17 protein-coding genes are annotated in these 15,235 nt (G+C 64.5%); 9 read left to right on the forward strand and 8 right to left on the reverse strand.

All coding sequences use genetic code 11. From position 1 onward, the window contains the following. The first annotated feature begins 21 nt into the window (after window positions 1–21). The 3 genes from D1F64_RS15280 to D1F64_RS15290 are packed head-to-tail and all read left to right on the forward strand — an operon-like array spanning window position 22 to window position 1,063. Window positions 22–261, forward strand: coding sequence for a DUF2007 domain-containing protein (locus D1F64_RS15280; RefSeq protein WP_117413119.1), 240 nt, complete (start codon window positions 22–24; stop codon window positions 259–261). A 5-nt stretch (window positions 262–266) separates the two neighbouring features. Then, a complete protein-coding gene (locus D1F64_RS15285) occupies window positions 267–602 on the forward strand; it encodes a methyltransferase (RefSeq protein WP_117413120.1) in 336 nt (111 codons plus the stop codon). Further along, complete coding sequence (locus D1F64_RS15290) at window positions 599–1,063, forward strand: hypothetical protein (RefSeq protein WP_162901593.1); 465 nt, start codon at window positions 599–601, stop codon at window positions 1,061–1,063. Before D1F64_RS15285 ends, D1F64_RS15290 begins: the two co-directional genes overlap by 4 nt. 16 nt (window positions 1,064–1,079) lie before the next feature. Here D1F64_RS15290 and D1F64_RS15295 read toward each other — a convergent pair whose 3' ends face one another. Both D1F64_RS15295 and D1F64_RS15300 read right to left on the reverse strand, forming a co-directional pair. After that, window positions 1,080–2,309, reverse strand: a complete 1,230-nt coding sequence (locus tag D1F64_RS15295; protein ID WP_117413122.1) for a VWA domain-containing protein — start codon at window positions 2,307–2,309, stop codon at window positions 1,080–1,082. Window positions 2,310–2,322: 13 nt separating this feature from the next. Continuing rightward, window positions 2,323–3,276, reverse strand: a complete 954-nt coding sequence (locus D1F64_RS15300) for a MoxR family ATPase (RefSeq protein ID WP_117413123.1) — start codon at window positions 3,274–3,276, stop codon at window positions 2,323–2,325. Window positions 3,277–3,556: 280 nt separating this feature from the next. Here D1F64_RS15300 and pcaB point away from each other — a divergent pair, with 280 nt between their 5' ends. The 3 genes from pcaB (at window position 3,557) to D1F64_RS15315 (ending at window position 6,097) form a co-directional block, all read left to right on the forward strand. Further along, window positions 3,557–4,864: a 3-carboxy-cis,cis-muconate cycloisomerase gene (pcaB, locus tag D1F64_RS15305; protein WP_248304784.1), complete on the forward strand. Its 1,308-nt coding sequence runs from the start codon at window positions 3,557–3,559 to the stop codon at window positions 4,862–4,864. Window positions 4,865–4,874: 10 nt separating this feature from the next. Further along, window positions 4,875–5,660: a 3-oxoadipate enol-lactonase gene (gene pcaD, locus D1F64_RS15310; RefSeq protein WP_117413124.1), complete on the forward strand. Its 786-nt coding sequence runs from the start codon at window positions 4,875–4,877 to the stop codon at window positions 5,658–5,660. A gap of 176 nt (window positions 5,661–5,836) precedes the next feature. Further along, window positions 5,837–6,097, forward strand: a complete 261-nt coding sequence (locus D1F64_RS15315) for a c-type cytochrome (RefSeq protein ID WP_205470492.1) — start codon at window positions 5,837–5,839, stop codon at window positions 6,095–6,097. A gap of 118 nt (window positions 6,098–6,215) precedes the next feature. Here D1F64_RS15315 and D1F64_RS15320 read toward each other — a convergent pair whose 3' ends face one another. From D1F64_RS15320 to D1F64_RS15345, 6 genes are all read right to left on the reverse strand, one after another. Then, a complete protein-coding gene (locus D1F64_RS15320) occupies window positions 6,216–7,319 on the reverse strand; it encodes a branched-chain amino acid ABC transporter substrate-binding protein (protein ID WP_117413126.1) in 1,104 nt (367 codons plus the stop codon). Between the two features lie 288 nt (window positions 7,320–7,607). Then, window positions 7,608–7,946 carry a DUF6867 family protein gene (locus D1F64_RS15325; protein WP_346432246.1) on the reverse strand — a complete coding sequence of 113 codons (339 nt, stop codon included), beginning with the start codon at window positions 7,944–7,946 and terminating at the stop codon, window positions 7,608–7,610. Next, window positions 7,946–8,734, reverse strand: a complete 789-nt coding sequence (locus D1F64_RS15330) for an ABC transporter ATP-binding protein (protein ID WP_117413128.1) — start codon at window positions 8,732–8,734, stop codon at window positions 7,946–7,948. Before D1F64_RS15330 ends, D1F64_RS15325 begins: the two co-directional genes overlap by 1 nt. After that, window positions 8,731–9,576: an ABC transporter ATP-binding protein gene (locus D1F64_RS15335; protein WP_117413129.1), complete on the reverse strand. Its 846-nt coding sequence runs from the start codon at window positions 9,574–9,576 to the stop codon at window positions 8,731–8,733. The genes D1F64_RS15330 and D1F64_RS15335 overlap by 4 nt, the downstream gene beginning before the upstream one ends. Beyond that, a complete protein-coding gene (livM, locus tag D1F64_RS15340) occupies window positions 9,573–11,111 on the reverse strand; it encodes a high-affinity branched-chain amino acid ABC transporter permease LivM (RefSeq protein WP_117413130.1) in 1,539 nt (512 codons plus the stop codon). The genes D1F64_RS15335 and livM overlap by 4 nt, the downstream gene beginning before the upstream one ends. A gap of 3 nt (window positions 11,112–11,114) precedes the next feature. Then, on the reverse strand, window positions 11,115–12,050 hold the full coding sequence (locus D1F64_RS15345) for a branched-chain amino acid ABC transporter permease LivH (RefSeq protein WP_117413131.1): 936 nt from the start codon (window positions 12,048–12,050) through the stop codon (window positions 11,115–11,117). A 502-nt stretch (window positions 12,051–12,552) separates the two neighbouring features. Here D1F64_RS15345 and D1F64_RS15350 point away from each other — a divergent pair. The 3 genes from D1F64_RS15350 to D1F64_RS15360 all read left to right on the forward strand — a co-directional run bounded on the left by D1F64_RS15350 (window position 12,553) and on the right by D1F64_RS15360 (window position 15,108). Then, the gene (locus tag D1F64_RS15350) at window positions 12,553–13,074 is read left to right on the forward strand and encodes a flavin reductase family protein (protein ID WP_117413132.1); all 522 of its coding nucleotides are present in this window, start codon (window positions 12,553–12,555) and stop codon (window positions 13,072–13,074) included. A gap of 64 nt (window positions 13,075–13,138) precedes the next feature. Next, window positions 13,139–14,092, forward strand: coding sequence for a helix-turn-helix domain-containing protein (locus D1F64_RS15355; protein WP_117413133.1), 954 nt, complete (start codon window positions 13,139–13,141; stop codon window positions 14,090–14,092). Next, complete coding sequence (locus tag D1F64_RS15360; RefSeq protein WP_117413134.1) at window positions 14,089–15,108, forward strand: P1 family peptidase; 1,020 nt, start codon at window positions 14,089–14,091, stop codon at window positions 15,106–15,108. Before D1F64_RS15355 ends, D1F64_RS15360 begins: the two co-directional genes overlap by 4 nt. The last annotated feature ends 127 nt before the right edge of the window (window positions 15,109–15,235 follow it).

The following is a 15,235-nucleotide window of genomic DNA, read 5'->3' on the forward strand; positions in this document are numbered from 1 at the left end:
CCTATGCGGGAACGGGATCGGATGCAGGAAATTCTGAGAACCAACGATATCGTGCTGATATCATTTGTCGAAGCGCTGCTCGGCGACGCAAGTATCAAGCATGTCGTGCTGGATCAGAACATGAGCATCCTGGAAGGCTCAATCGGCGCGCTGCCGCGCAGGCTGCTGGTGGACGAGGACAAGGCGGCCCATGCCCGGGTCATCCTGAACGACGCCGGTCTGGGCCACGAACTGGTCCCGCCCCCAAGCCCCGGTCAGTGACAGTCATGCAGGCAGACGCCTCCGGCGCGCGGGCGGATGTCACCCGCGATCTGTTTCTCGGCGGCGCGGTGGAAGTCCTCCAGCCGCGCACACGGCGGCATCGCTCCGGACTGGACGCGGTGTTCCTCGCGGCGAGCCTCCCTCAGGATACGCTGGGCCGGGTCTATGATCTGGGCTCCGGCGTAGGCGTCGCGGGCCTGTGCGCCTCAGCCCGCCTCCCCGATATCACGGTGACGCTCGTGGAACGCGATCCGCTGGCGGCGGGCCTCGCGCAAGAAAACCTGGCGCTTTCCGCGAATGCCGCCTTCTCCCCCGGGTGCGGGTCATCCAGGCCGATGTGATCGCCGCGGCCCGAGACCGCAAGGCGCAAGGTCTCGCGTCCGACACTGCCGACCACGTCATCATCAACCCGCCATTCTACGCCAGCGCACATCACCACGCCTCGCCGCACGCGGACCGCGCCGGAGCGCACATTCTGGCGGACGGCGGCCTGGAACCCTGGCTGCGCACCGCGTCCGACTTGCTGGTCCCCGACGGCAGCCTGACCCTTATTTTTCATGCCGCCGGGCTCGACGACGTACTCGCCGCGATGCGCGGCCGCTTCGGAGGGATTATCGTGTACCCGTTGTTCCCGCGGCCCGGCATGAGCGCCTCGCGCATTCTGGTACGCGGCATCAGGGGATCACGCTCGCCAATGACCTTGCGGCCTGGCCTGGTCCTGCATCCAGATGCAGGACACAGCTATATGCCAATTGTCGAAGACATCCTGCGCCATGGCGCGGGACTGGACATGGAAACCTGACCGAAACGGGACCATCCTATCCGGCGCGCATCCAGTCGCGCGGATCGGTGATGGCGTCCGTCTTGTCACCGGCCAGCACCTTGCACAGGTCCTCCACCGCATCCAGCGAATGCACCGAGCGGAACTCGTCGACATGCGGCAGCATGGCGCGGATACCCCGCGCCTTGGCCTGAAAGCCGTCGTAGCGCAGCAGCGGATTGAGCCAGATCAGCCGGCGGCACGATCGATGCAGCCGGTCCATCTCGGGGCCCAGTTCCTCTTCCGTGTCGCGTTCCAGACCGTCGGTGATCAGCAGCACAATGGGGCCGCCGTGCATGACGCGGCGCGACCATTTGCGGTTGAATTCATGCAAGGCGGTGGCGATGCGCGTGCCGCCGGACCAGTCCTCCACGCTCTCGTTGCAGGCGTCCAGCGCCTCGTCAGGATCCTTCATGGTCAACTGGCGGGTGACGTTGGTCAGCCGCGTGCCGAACAGGAACGTGTGCACGTTGCGCCGGCTTTCCGTCAGCGCGTGCAGGAAATGCAGAAACAGACGCGAATACTGGCTCATGGAGCCGGAAATATCGCACAGCGCCACAATGGGCGGATGCACCAAGGCGGGCTTGCGGAATTTGAGCGCGATGATGTCACCACCCGCGCGCATCGAGGCGCGCATGGTACGGCGTGCATCGAGCCTGCGGCCACGCGCGGAGGCCACCAGCCGGCGCTGGCGGATCTTGTCGACCGGCAGGACCAGACGGCGCAACGCCGCCTTGGCCTCCTCGATCTCCAACGCCGTCATCTGCGCGAAATCCTTCTTCTGAAGCACTTCCTTGCCGGAGACGGTGAAGGTGGCGTCAACCTCGATACGCTCCTTCTCCTGCTCCGCCTGGCGCCCGTGCCCCTCGTTCAGCGCCTGGGCGACGCGCGCCTGGCCCGCCTTGGGCTTTTCGGGCGCGGCGCGCGTGGGGGCAACGGGCGAGAGCAGCGCCAGCATCTTCTCCACCAGTCCCCGCGACCGCCAGAAGATGCGGAAAGCCTCGTCGAAGACCGCGCGGTGCTCGCGCTTCTTCACGAAGATCGAATGCAGCGTCCAATAGAAATCTTCCCGGTCGGAAAGACCCGCCGCTTCCACCGCGCGGATGGCGTCGACCACCGCGGCCGGTCCCACCGGCAGACCGGCGGCGCGCAGGGTGCGCGCAAAATGCACGATGTTATCGGCGAGCCGGCCGCCCGGTGCCGCTTCGCTGACGCCGGTCTCACTCATGCGTCCATCTCACTCATGCGCCCGTCATTTCCTTGCGGATCTCGTCGACCATCTGTCTGGCGGCGGACCCCTGGATGCGCTCGATGTCATCCTGGTATTTCAACAGCGCGCCCAGCGTGTCGGAGACCACCTGCGGGTCAAGCGCCAACTGGTCGAGTTCGGTGAGCGCGGTGGCCCAGTCGATGGTCTCCGCCACGCCCGGCTGCTTGAACAGCTCGTGCTCGTGACGCAGCTTCTGCACGAAGGCGACCACCTCCGCCGACAGCCGCTGGCCGACGCCCGGAACCTTGGTGTGGACGATCTTCAGCTCGCGCTCGGCATCGGGATAGTCGACCCAATGGTAGAGACAGCGGCGCTTCAGCGCGTCGTGGATCTCGCGGGTGCGATTGGTGGTGATGATGACGATCGGCGGCTCGGGCGCCTCGATGGTGCCGATTTCCGGGATCGTCACCTGGCTGTCCGACAGCACCTCGAGCAGGAACGCCTCGAAGGCTTCATCGGCCCGGTCAAGCTCGTCGATCAAGAACACCGGCGCGCCGCCGATATGCGGCCGCATCGCCTTCAGCACGGGCCGCTCGATCAGGAAGCGTTCCGAGAAAATATCATTGCCGAGTAGCTCGCGATCCGTCTCGCCGGCGGCTTCCGCGACGCGGATCTCCACCATCTGCGCGGCATAGTTCCACTCGTAGACCGCGGTGGACACGTCCAGCCCTTCGTAGCACTGCAGGCGAATGAGATCGCGGCCCAGCGTCTGCGACAGGACCTTGGCGATCTCCGTCTTGCCGACGCCCGCTTCTCCTTCGAGAAACAAAGGCCGCTTCATCTTCAGCGCGAGATAGAGCACCGTCGCCAGCGACCGGTCGCCGATGTAGCCCGCCGATCCGAGCAGCGCCAGGGTGTCATCGATCGTGGCCGGCAGGCCCGTGTCGGATCGTTCGTCCGTCTGTCGAGGCGTCTGATTGCTCATGAAGGTTTCCGTTTCCGCTTCGTGGTCTGGCGATTTGTCCGACTATAGGAAAGTTGCCCGGCACTTGTCTCGCCTTGCGAACAATCCCTTGAACGGGCATCGCGCGCAGCCCCGCAACCGCTGTCCGGGGCTGGACCCGAGGTGCGCCGGCGGCTAATGAGAAGCGGTCTTTCTGGATTCATATCACTGTCACAACGACGGCCATGCGGGAGTGGACGATTTGAGCGGCGTCAGCGCGATCGATTCCGAATTGCTCGGGGAACTGGCCGGGACCGCCGCCATGAAGGCGGTTTTCGGCGACCGTGCGCGCCTGCAAGGCATGCTCGACTTCGAAGCCGGCCTTGCGCGGGCCCAGAGCGCGCTCAGCGTGATCCCGGCGGACGCCGCTCCGGCAATCGCGGCACAGGCGGACGCAAGCCTCTACGACATGGCGGACATCGGCCGCAAGGCCGTGCTCGGCGGCAATCTGGCGATCCCCCTGGTCAAGGCGTTGACCGAGCGGGTCGACGGGGACGCCAAGCGCTACGTGCACTGGGGCGCCACCAGCCAGGACGTCATCGACACCGGCCTGATGCTGCAGATCCGCGAAGGCCTGAGCCTTCTGGAAGACGATCTCACGGCCCTCGCCGATGCCTGCGCCATGCTTGCGGACGCGCACCGCGCCACGCCGATGGTGGGCCGCTCGTTCATGCAGCACGGTCTGCCGATGCCCTTCGGCCTGAAGGCCGCCGGATGGCTGGAAGCCGCGCACAACGCGATCACACGGCTGGCGCGGCTGCGCAAGGAGACCCTGGCGCTGCAATTCGGCGGCGCGGTGGGCACCCTCGCCTCGCTCGGCGAGGACGGCGCCCGGGTCCGCGACCGGCTGGCGTCGGATCTCGACCTGCACGCCCCGGCAACGCCCTGGTTCACGTTGCGCGACCGGCTGGTGGAGATCACGTCCGCACTCGGTATCACCGCCGGGCTGATGAACAAGATCGCCGGCGACATTGTTCTCATGATGCAGACGGAGGTCGGCGAGGTCTTCGAGCCCGCCGCCCCAGGCAAGGGCGGCTCCTCGACCATGCCGCACAAACGCAACCCGGTGGGAGCGGCAACGGCCCGCGGCGCGGCGCTGCAGGCGCAGGCGCGCGCGGCCGCCATGTTCACGACCATGGACCAGCAGCACGAACGCGCCGTGGGCGGCTGGCAAGCGGAATGGGGCCTCGTCCCGGAACTCTTCGTGCTCACCGCCGCCTCCATCGCCCCGCTGGCCTCGGCACTCGCAGGCCTTGAGGTCGACGCGGAGCGGATGCGCGCCAACCTCGAGATCACCGGCGGACTGGTGTTCGCGGAGGCCGCCATGATGAAGCTCGCGCCTGATATCGGCCGCATGGAAGCGCATCACGTGGTGGAGGCGGCGTGCAAGACGGCGATCGCCGAAAAGCGCCACCTCAGGGACGTGCTGGGCGAAGACGAGACCGTCGCGGCGCGCCTCGACTCCGCCGCCCTGGAGGCCCTGTTCGAGCCGATGGGCTACGTCGGCTCATCCGCAACATTCATCGACCGGGCGCTGGCCGCATGGGCGGCGTTCACAAAGAAGGCCTGAGGGGAAACGCATGCCGACGATCACAATGGACGACGGAACCAGGATCCACTACGAGTTCGAAGGCGCGGCGGACAAGCCGGTGCTGCTGTTTTCCAACTCTCTCGCCACCGACCTGCATATGTGGGACGACCAGATGCTGGCCTTCTCCGCCGACCATCGCATCCTGCGCTATGACAGCCGCGGCCATGGTCAATCCGATGCGCCCAAGGGCCCTTACTCCATCGAGATTCTGGGCCGCGACGTGCTGGCGCTGCTCGACGCGCTGGGCCTCGACACGGTTGACTATTGCGGCTTGTCGAAGGGCGGCATGGTGGGCATGTGGCTCGGCACCAACGCGCCGCAACGCTTCCGCAAGATGGTCTACTCCAACACCTCCGCGCACATGCCGACCAAGCAGATGTGGGCGGATCGCGCCGCCAAGGTGCGCGCCGACGGCGTCGCCTCGATCGGGCAACAGATCGTCGACCGCTGGTTCACACCGGAATTCCAGAAGACCGCGCCGGAGCGCGTCGCCAAGGTCGCCGCGATGATCGACGCAACGCCGGGCGAAGGTTACGCGGCCTGCTGCGAGGCCATCGCCGAGATGGACCAGAGCGACAGCATCAGGACGATTTCCCTGCCCGTGATGGTGATCGCGGGGGCGGACGATCCCTCGACACCGCCCGATCACGCCGAACGCATCGCAGGCGTGATCAAGGGCGCCAAACTCGTCGTGCTCCCCAAGGCGGCGCATTTGTCGAACATCGAGCAGACGGAGCTCTTCAATGCCGCGCTGAAGGATTTTCTCGACGCCTGATCCAGATCACCAACGGCGCGGGATATCAGGCGTATACTTCCAAACGGCGACCGTTGGGTCGAGTCGGCTTGAATTCTTGTGAGAAATTGGGAGACGCAGGAATGCGCGCACGAATCTGGACGGCAGTTGCATTGACAAGCGGCCTGCTGTGGTCCGCTCATGGAGCGCAGGCGGCAATGCCCGACGAAATCGAGCTCGGCCGGCAGCTCGCGGTGGAGAACTGCGGCGCCTGCCACGCGACCGGCACGGAAGACGCAAGCACGCTGGCGGCGGCCCCTGCCTTCCGCGACCTCGGGCAGCGCTATCCGGTCAGCCATCTGGAAGAGGCGCTGGCGGAAGGCATCGTCACTGGCCACGACGCGATGCCCGAAATCGAATGGGACACCGACCAGATCATCGCCTTCATCGCCTATCTGGAGACCATTCAGACGCAGTAGGAAGGGGCCGACGGAACCCGTGTCGGAAACACGCGGCTCAACCTCCATTCCAGAACGCAAAAACCCCCGGCGCAACGCGCCGGGGGTTTCCGTATGCAAACACCACAGGGGCGAAAGCTTACTTCAGATAGTCGTACTGGCCGTCTTTCCACTCGTAGAAGACGTAACCCGGCAGGGTAACGTCGCCCTTGTCGTCGAACGAGAGATCGCCAAGGACGGTCGAGAAGTCACCGGCGTTAAGCGCTTCCACGACCGGCTCGAAATCGGTCGACCCGGCGGCTCCCGCCGCATTGGCCCATGCCTGGATCGCGGCGTAGGTGTACAACGCGTAGCCTTCGGTGGTCTTGCCGGCGGCTTCCAGCGCCTTCACGACGGGCTGTGCGACCGGGTTCTTGCGCGGATCCGGCGAGAAGGTCATGAGCGTGCCTTCGCCGGCGTCGCCCGTGATCGCCCAATACTCGTCGGTCACCAGCGCATCGCCGGACACCAGCACGGTCTTCATGCCCTGGTCACGCATCTGACGCGCCAGCAGGCCGGCTTCCGTGTGATAGCCGCCGACGTAGAGAACGTCGATGTTCTCCTGCTTCAGCTTGGAGACCAGCGCGGTGTAGTCCTTCTCGCCGGCCGTATAGGCTTCGTAGAGGGCTTCCTGCTTGCCGGCTTCGTTCATGTACTTCTTGGTCTCGTCGGCGAGACCCTTGCCGTAGGCAGTCTTGTCGTGAACGATGGCGATGTTCTTGTCGCCGTAGTTTTCAGCAAGAAATGCGCCGGCAACCTGGCCCTGCTGATCATCACGACCGCAAACGCGGAAGGTACCCGGTCCGGGACGCTCGTCGGTGAACTTGGGGTTCGTCGACGCCGGCGAGATCTGGATGATGCCTTCTTCCGAGTAAACCGCGGAAGCGGGGATCGAGGAGCCCGAGCAGAAATGGCCGGCCACGAAGACCACACCCTTGCCGACGAGCTGGTTGGCGACGGCCACGGCCTGCTTGGGATCGCAAGCGTCATCGCCCACTTCCAGCACGAGCTGTTCGCCATTGACGCCGCCGGCCGCGTTGATGTCAGCGACCGCCTGTTCGGCGCCGGCCTTCATCTGCGCGCCGAAGGACGCGTACTGACCGGTCATCGGACCGACGGTGGCGATGGCGATGTCGGCCCATGCGGCGGAGGACATGGCCATGCCGAAAGACATGGCAACGCCTGCCATAAGAAACTTTTTCATCAAACTACTCCCAGTTTGTGATGCAGACTGTGAACCTATCTGGATGCGGGTCTTTCCAGCTGAGGCATTCCGCGCCCGCTTGACGTCTTGCGGAACACCCTTTCGCTGTGGTTTCGACCGTTGTCATCACTCCGGACAAGCGTGCCCGGCGAGATGCCGATCTTGGCGGGCATTCTGCCCCCCAACGCCCGGAAATGGCAATGTTTTTCCACTTCCGAATTTCGTGGCCGGACCACGTGGTCCGGTCGAATGCTTTGCCATCCCGGCATGGGCGCAAAAGAGCCGGAGCTAGCGCTCACGCCAGCTGAACGGGCCGGTCTTCTCGTAGAGCCAGCGGTATTGGGTCGCCATCTGCGCGGTGCGTGTGTAACGCCAACCCGCCACGGCGATCACCGACAGAACCACCAGATCGACAATCCAGTAATGCACCGACAGCAAGGTGCCTTCGAAAAGCGAAAAATGCAGGAACCGCAGCGCAAAGGACAGCAACAGCGTGAACCAGGCCAGGACCCACAGAGGCCGCCATGTCAGCGCGGCGCCTCGTCCGGTCATCCAAGCGGCGCCGCCGCCGATGCACACGGTCAGCAGGATGAACGCGCCCAGGGAGGTTTCATACACCACACCCATCAGTGTGCTCCTCCTTCGAGATAAGCCGCCTGAACCTCTTTGCGGGTCAGCAACTCCTTGCCGGTTCCACTCAGAGTGATCAGGCCGTTGACCATCACGTAGCCGCGATGCGCCAGCTTCAGCGCGTGATAGGCATTCTGCTCGACGAGGAACACGGTCAGCCCCTGGCTCTCGTTCAGCTCGCGAACGATCTCGAAAATCTGCTTGACGATCAGCGGCGCGAGACCGAGCGAGGGCTCGTCAAGCAGCAGCAACCGCGGCCGGCTCATCAGCGCACGCGCGATCGCCAGCATCTGCTGTTCGCCGCCAGAAAGCGTGCCGCCGCGCTGCCCCTGCCGTTTCTGCAGGATCGGGAACAGCTCGAACACCCGCTTCAGGTCCTCGTCGTAATGCGACATGTCGGTGATCGACGCGCCCATCTGGAGGTTCTCCACGACGGTCATGCGCGAGAAGATCCGCCTGCCTTCCGGAGACTGGGCGATCGACATGCGCATGATGTCATGCGTCGGCATGTTGGTGATATCGACGCCTGCGTATTCGATCTGGCCACTGCGCGCGCGCGGGTCGCCGCAGATGGTCATCATAAGCGTCGACTTGCCGGCGCCGTTGGCGCCGATCAGCGTGACGATCTCGCCTTCGTGCACATCGAGATCCACGCCTTTCAGCGCGATGATATTGCCGTAGTAGGTTTGCACGCCGCGAACCTTGAGCAGCGGCTCGCGGCTGCTATCAGCGCCGGCCACGGAGGCTGTCACAGAGACCGAGGCGTCGACATCAATCTCACTCATAGGCCCACTTCCTCCTCGACCAGCTCGACCTCTTCGTCGGCAACGCCGAGATAGGCGGCGATCACGCGCGGATCGCTCTTCACCTCATCCGGCGTGCCGTCGGAGATCTTCTCGCCATAGTCGAGAACGACCACATGGTCGGAAATTTCCATCACAACGGACATGTCGTGCTCGATCAGCAGCACCGACGTGCCGTGCTCCTTGCGGATGAACATCAGCAGCTCGTTGAGCTGCTGGCTCTCGCGCGGGTTGAGGCCCGCCGCGGGTTCGTCCAGGCACAGCAGCTCCGGGCCGGAACACATGGCGCGGGCGATTTCCAGCCGCCGCTGAGCGCCATAGGGCAGATCGGCGGCCGGATCGTCGGCGCGCGCGGTGAGATCGACCTGCTCGAGCCAGTATCTGGCGCGCTCCACCGCCGCGCGTTCCGCGTTGCGGAAGCTCTTGATGCCGAAGATGCCGAGAAGCGAGAAGCCGGACGCCAGCATCAGTGTATTGTGCTGCGCCACCATCAGGTTTTCCAGTACCGTCATGCCCGCGAACAGGCGGATGTTCTGGAACGTGCGCGCGACCTTCGCATCGGCCGAGATCTTGAAGTCCGCCATCCGCTCGAGCAGAAACCGGCTGCCCTTGGCCTGACGCATGGTCAGCCGGCCTTCCGTGGGCTTGTAGAACCCCGTGGCGCAATTGAAGACGGTGGTCTTGCCGGCGCCATTGGGCCCGATCAGCGCGGTGATGTCGCCGCGGCCCACGTCGAATGACAGGTCGTTGATGGCGACCAGGCCGCCGAAGCGCATGGTCAGATGTTCGACACTCAGGACGGGATCGTCTTTCCAACGGCTCATCCGTGGCCCTCCTGCACGAGATCGCCGCTAATGGCTTTTCGCTTGCGCAACGCAATTGTCGGAATGCGGGTCGACACCAGACCGCGCGGCTTCCAGACCATAATGATGACCATCAGCATGCCGAAGACCAGCATGCGGTATTCTTCCAGCCCGCGGAAGAACTCGAAGCCTCCGATCATGACCATGGCCGCGATGACCACGCCGATCTGGCTGCCCAGACCGCCGAGCACGACGATGGCCAGGATCACCGCGCTTTCGATGAAGGTGAAGCTCTCCGGCGAGATGAAGCCCTGCCGGGTTGCGAAAAAGGCGCCGGCGAAGCCGCCGAACATGGCGCCCGTGGCGAAAGCCGAAAGCTTGGTGTTGGTTGTGTTGATGCCCAGCGAGCGGCAGGCGATCTCGTCCTCGCGCAGCGCTTCCCAGGCGCGCCCGACCGGCAGGCGGCGGAGCCTGTTGGTGACGAAGTTGGTCAGTAGCGCCAGCGCAAGAATGAGGAAATACAGGAACACGATGCGGTGGATCGACGAGTAGTCGAGCCCGAAAACATCGGCAAATCCGCCCTCGCCCCTGGTGAACTCGATACCGAAGAAGCTCGGGCGCGGGATCTGTGACAGGCCGTCGGGGCCGCCGGTGAAATCATACCAGTTGAGCAGGATGATCCGGATCATCTCGCCGAACGCCAGCGTCACGATGGCGAGATAATCACCGCGCAGACGCAGCACGGGGAAACCCAGGATAATCCCCCAGAAGGCGGCGAGAATGCCCGCAAGCGGCAGGCACAGCCAGAAGGAGAAGCCGAAATTCTGCGCCAGCAAGGCGTAGGAATAGGCGCCCACGGCGTAGAAGGCGACATAGCCCAGATCGAGCAATCCGGCGAGGCCGACGACGATGTTTAGCCCCCAGCCGAGCATCACATAGGTGAGCACCAGGATGCCCAGATCGATGTACTGCCGCGATCCGCTCATTCCCAGCGTCGCCATCAGCAGGAACGGCCCCGTGAAGGCCAGCACCAGAAGGATGATCTTTAGCACCTTGGAGACGCCAACCATGCTGCCGGGTTTCGGCTTGTAGGCGACGATGTTACGCGCTTCGGAGCGGCTGACCAGCCGCGTCAGCACGCTCATGAAGACCACGCTCAGCACGATGATGACGACAGCCATAACAACCGCGAGGATGCCCGGATCATCGAGGAATTCGGCGACGATCCCGGCATCAGCGAAGCCGAACAGCCAGTTTGCGCCAAACAGCAGACTGGCGGCGGCGCCGACCGAAATGACCAGAACCAACAGGCCGACCGGCGAGGAAATCGGTTGCTCGGCCTTCCAGACATGAAGGTTGAGCAGGCAGCGCCCGGTGAAGACGCCGATCACCGCGTAGGCCACATGGAACCAGCGATACTCGAGTTCCAGACCGCCTGAGTCGATTTTCGTTCGCAAGCCGATCAGCAGCACGAAAAGGGCTAGAGTTATGAGGCCCGCGACAGCGGCATCCATAGCGGATGCCGTCAGCCGATCTTGTACTTTTGCTTCTTCCATCTATCAGACCTTCTCGACTTCCGGCTTGCCGAGCAGACCCTCGGGAAGGAAAATCAGCACGATGACGAGGATCGAGAACGCGGCCACGTCCTTGTACTCCACCGAGAAGTAGCCCGACCAGAAGGTCTCGATCAGCCCGATCAGCAATCCGCCGAGCATGGCGCCCGGCAGGGAGCCGATGCCGCCGAGCACCGCCGCCGTAAAGGCCTTCACTCCGGCAACGAAGCCGATGAAGAAGTCGATCACGCCGTAGTACAGCAGGAACATCATGCCGGCGACGGCGGCCAACGCCGCGCCCATGACGAAGGTCAGCGAGATGGTGCGGTCCACGTTGACGCCGACGAGCGAGGCCATCTTGCGGTCCTGCTCGCAGGCGCGCTGGGCTCGGCCGAGCGACGTCTTGGCGATCAGCAGCGTGAAGCCGATCATCAACAAAATCGTCGTCACGATAATCAGGATCTGCATGTAGGACAATTGCACGCCGAAGGCGCCCGGGTCGCTGCTGGCGATGGTCAACTTGAACCCGCCCCCGAGCAGCGGCTGCAGCGGCTTGTTGCGCGCGCCCTGGCTGATCTGAACGAAGTTCTGCAAGGTGATCGACATGCCGATGGCGGTGATCAAGGGCGCCAGGCGGAACGATCCGCGCAACGGACGATAGGCCAACCGCTCGACCGTCCAGCCCCACACGGATGTGAGCAGCATGGCGACGATCAGCACCAGTCCGAGCGCCACGATGAGCATGAACAGCGGCGTTGCCGCGGTGATCCCCAGCGCGATGATCAGGATCAGCGCCACGAACGAGCCAACCATGAAGATATCGCCGTGAGCGAAGTTGATCATGCCGATGATGCCATAGACCATCGTATAACCAATGGCGATCAGCCCGTAGATCGAGCCGAGCGTTATTCCATTGATCAGTTGTTGAAAAAAATACTCCATGACACCCTTGCTAAACCGGACCTTGAGGAGAGATGGAAAGCATACAGCCTGCCACCAGCGCCGATAGACGGTTGTTCCCGCCGTTGACGCCGGCGATTTGACCAACAGCTCTAATTCACTGATCGAACACTAGCAAGGAGCATCGAGCGAGACAATTCCATCATACGACCTCGCCGATGAAAAGATATTGTTTCCGCAAACCGATGAAAAGCGGAAGAAAGTTGCATTCCGCCGGTTGTGGATATTCGCTGTCACGTGCCTCTCGCACGGCGAGCGGGGGTGTCCACGGGCGTTGACGAAAAGACAGGCGCGCTCATGCCCAGTGCCCGCCCTCGCTCCGCGCACGAGGCGACGATCGGGACGGCCACGGACTTGTGATTGCCGCCGGGAACGGGTACCACCGGCAAAACCGCGGCCGCTTCAGCGGCACCGAACGCCGACGGGCCGAAGCCGGCAACACCCGCCGGCGCTGTAAGGGTCAAGAGAGACGGACATCAAGCACATGAGCGACGATCAGGCCGAGGCGGCGCAAATCGCGCCCGCCGACGCGGAGGCTTTTCGCAATGCCATGAGCCGCATCGCCGCCGCCGTCCACGTCGTCACGACCGATGGTCCGGCCGGACGCGCCGGCGTGACGGTGACCGCGATGACACCCGTCAGCGACGCGCCGGCAACCATCCTCTTCTGCCTCAATCGCGCAAGCACGTTCACCCCGAAGCTCAAGCAAAACGGCGTTTTCTGCATCAACACGCTGGCGGCGGGCGCGCCCAGCGTCGCGCTTGCGGAAGCCTTCGCGGGCCGCACGGGACTCGACCAGGACGACCGTTTCGCCCAGGCCTCATGGATGGATCTGGCCACTGGATCGCCGGTGCTGCATTCCGCCCACGGCGCACTCGATTGCCGGGTCACCGAAATCCGGACCGTGGCAACCCATTCGGTTGTCTTCGGCGAGGTGCTCGCGATCCACAGCGGCGCGACACCGGAAGCGCTCGTCTATCTGGAACGGACGTTCCGCGGGCTCTGAACGCGGAGCGCCATTACGCAAGACGGTCCTTGCCCTGAGCGAGGCTCAGCGCCTAAATTCACCTATGATCCAGAGCCAAGCGATCCCGCAGTTTCACCTGTTCGGCGAAGCCCCCCTTGAGGCCGCCTTCGACTTCATTCATGTGGAAACCATCGCGGCGCGCTCCATCCGCCATGCCTGGACCATCGCCCCGCACAACCACCGCTACCTGCACCAGATTTTGGTGATCGCATCCGGTTGCGGGATCGCGCGGTTCGAAGGTGACGAGTTCCCCTTCCACGGCCCGCTGGTGATTCCGGTGCCCGCCACGATGGTGCACGGCTTCACGTTCGACGAGGATGTGAAAGGATACGTCGCCACCTTCACCGACGACGTGGTCCGGGGCCTGCGCGATGCCGCCGGCTCGGTGCGCTCCCGGCTGGAGACCCTGTTTTGCGAACCGTTGCTGCCTTTGGAGCCGGGCGAAACCTTTGAGCGGATCCATGCCGACATGCGCGGGCTGCATGAGGAACTCACATTGGCGCGCGACGGCCATCAGATCGCGCTGCGCGCGCATCTCGCCCTGCTGATCATCGAGATCAGCCGCGCCCGCGCTTCGCGCCAGCGCTACGCCGAGGTGACCCTGTCGGGCCTGGACCAGACCATTGCAAACTTGCGCGAAATGATCGAGGACCGCTTCCGGGTCACCCGCAAGATCGGTGACTACGCCGACGCGCTCAACATGACCTCCGACCGGTTGAACGAACACTGCAAACGGGTCACCGGCGTCACAGTCAGCCACCTGATTCGCCAGCGGCTGATCACCGAGGCAAAGCGACAGTTGATGTTCACCGACCGCGCGGCATCGGAGATCGCCTACGATCTCAAGTTCGCGGATCCGTCGCATTTCTCGCGCTTCTTCCGCCGCCACACCGGCATGCCGCCGCAGGAGTTTCGCGCCGGCCAGCGCGCGCCGGGTGTCTTCCAGGCGCCACCCGCAGACAAAGGCCCCACGTCTGTGAAGGTCTCCCGCTCGTGAAGGCCGGTCCCACCAACCTGATCACCGACGTACCCGGCCTGATGGTCGGCAATGCGGCGGATCACGCCTTGAAGTCGGGCGCCACAGTGCTGCTGCCCGACGCGCCCGCGGTCGCCTCCGTCGCCATTCACGGCGGCGCGCCCGGCACCCGCGAGATCGCGTTGCTGGAACCCGACCAGACGGTGGAGCACATCGACGCCCTGGTGTTTTCCGGCGGGTCCGCCTACGGGCTGGACGCGGCGGCTGGCGTCCAGTCACGGCTCGCCGAAATGGGCCGCGGCTACCAGGTCGGACCGGTCAACGTTCCCATTGTGCCCGCCGCGATCCTGTTTGATCTGCTCAACGGCGGCGACAAGGACTGGGGCCGGGCAACGCCCTATCGCGACCTGGGCCGGGCGGCCTGCGAGGACGTCGCCCGCCTCTTCGCGCTCGGCACCGTGGGCGCGGGCACCGGCGCCACCACGGCCAACCTGAAAGGCGGTCTGGGATCGGCCTCGTGCGAGATCGAAACCGGCACTATGGCGGGCGCCACAGTCGGCGCACTCGTCGCCGTCAACGCGCTCGGACGGGTCACCATCGGCAATGGACCGCATTTCTGGGCCGCGCCGTTCGAACTCGACGGCGAGTTCGGCGGACTCGGCCTGCCGCACCCCCTGCCCGCCGATGCCACCGCCGTGCACACCAAGCTCGATACGCTGAAGCCGGGCGCCAACACCACGATCGCGATCGTCGCCACCGACGCGATGCTGACCAAGTCGGAAGCCAAGCGGCTGGCGGTTATGGCGCACGACGGCATGGCGCGCGCCATCTGGCCGGCGCACACGCCGCTCGACGGCGATCTCGTTTTCGCACTGTCGACCGGCAAGCGCGTGCTGACGAATCCCGCCGTCGACCTCGTGGCGCTGGGCGCGGCGGCCGCGGCCACACTTGCCCGCGCCATCGCCCGCGGCGTGTATGAGGCGGAGGCAGCCGAGGGCGACACGCTGCCGACGTGGAAAGCGCGGTTCGCGAAGTAGGAATTGGGGCCGTTTCCGATCCTTCGAGACGGCCGCTGGCGCGGCCTCCTCAGGATGAGGTGAGACATGTGGATTTCTTATGTAAGGCACTGACTTTCAACACGGAAACCTCATCCTGAGAAGGCCC

Origin of the sequence: Breoghania sp. L-A4 (assembly GCF_003432385.1) — a bacterium.
In the GTDB taxonomy this organism is placed as follows: domain Bacteria; phylum Pseudomonadota; class Alphaproteobacteria; order Rhizobiales; family Stappiaceae; genus Breoghania.

Excerpts from the sequence above, each read along its gene's own strand:
- D1F64_RS15300 (WP_117413123.1), bottom strand. The coding sequence starts at position 3,276 with ATGAGCAATCAGACGCCTCGACAGACGGACGAACGATCCGACACGGGC.
- D1F64_RS15330 (WP_117413128.1), bottom strand. The coding sequence starts at position 8,734 with ATGAGTGAGATTGATGTCGACGCCTCGGTCTCTGTGACAGCCTCCGTG.
- D1F64_RS15335 (WP_117413129.1), bottom strand. The coding sequence starts at position 9,576 with ATGAGCCGTTGGAAAGACGATCCCGTCCTGAGTGTCGAACATCTGACC.
- D1F64_RS15295 (WP_117413122.1), bottom strand. The coding sequence starts at position 2,309 with ATGAGTGAGACCGGCGTCAGCGAAGCGGCACCGGGCGGCCGGCTCGCC.
- pcaD (WP_117413124.1), top strand. The coding sequence starts at position 4,875 with ATGCCGACGATCACAATGGACGACGGAACCAGGATCCACTACGAGTTC.
- D1F64_RS15285 (WP_117413120.1), top strand. The coding sequence starts at position 267 with ATGCAGGCAGACGCCTCCGGCGCGCGGGCGGATGTCACCCGCGATCTG.
- D1F64_RS15320 (WP_117413126.1), bottom strand. The coding sequence starts at position 7,319 with ATGAAAAAGTTTCTTATGGCAGGCGTTGCCATGTCTTTCGGCATGGCC.
- D1F64_RS15355 (WP_117413133.1), top strand. The coding sequence starts at position 13,139 with ATGATCCAGAGCCAAGCGATCCCGCAGTTTCACCTGTTCGGCGAAGCC.
- D1F64_RS15315 (WP_205470492.1), top strand. The coding sequence starts at position 5,837 with ATGCCCGACGAAATCGAGCTCGGCCGGCAGCTCGCGGTGGAGAACTGC.
- D1F64_RS15280 (WP_117413119.1), top strand. The coding sequence starts at position 22 with ATGCAGGAAATTCTGAGAACCAACGATATCGTGCTGATATCATTTGTC.
- D1F64_RS15345 (WP_117413131.1), bottom strand. The coding sequence starts at position 12,050 with ATGGAGTATTTTTTTCAACAACTGATCAATGGAATAACGCTCGGCTCG.
- D1F64_RS15325 (WP_346432246.1), bottom strand. The coding sequence starts at position 7,946 with ATGGGTGTGGTGTATGAAACCTCCCTGGGCGCGTTCATCCTGCTGACC.
- livM (WP_117413130.1), bottom strand. The coding sequence starts at position 11,111 with ATGGAAGAAGCAAAAGTACAAGATCGGCTGACGGCATCCGCTATGGAT.
- D1F64_RS15350 (WP_117413132.1), top strand. The coding sequence starts at position 12,553 with ATGAGCGACGATCAGGCCGAGGCGGCGCAAATCGCGCCCGCCGACGCG.
- pcaB (WP_248304784.1), top strand. The coding sequence starts at position 3,557 with ATGAAGGCGGTTTTCGGCGACCGTGCGCGCCTGCAAGGCATGCTCGAC.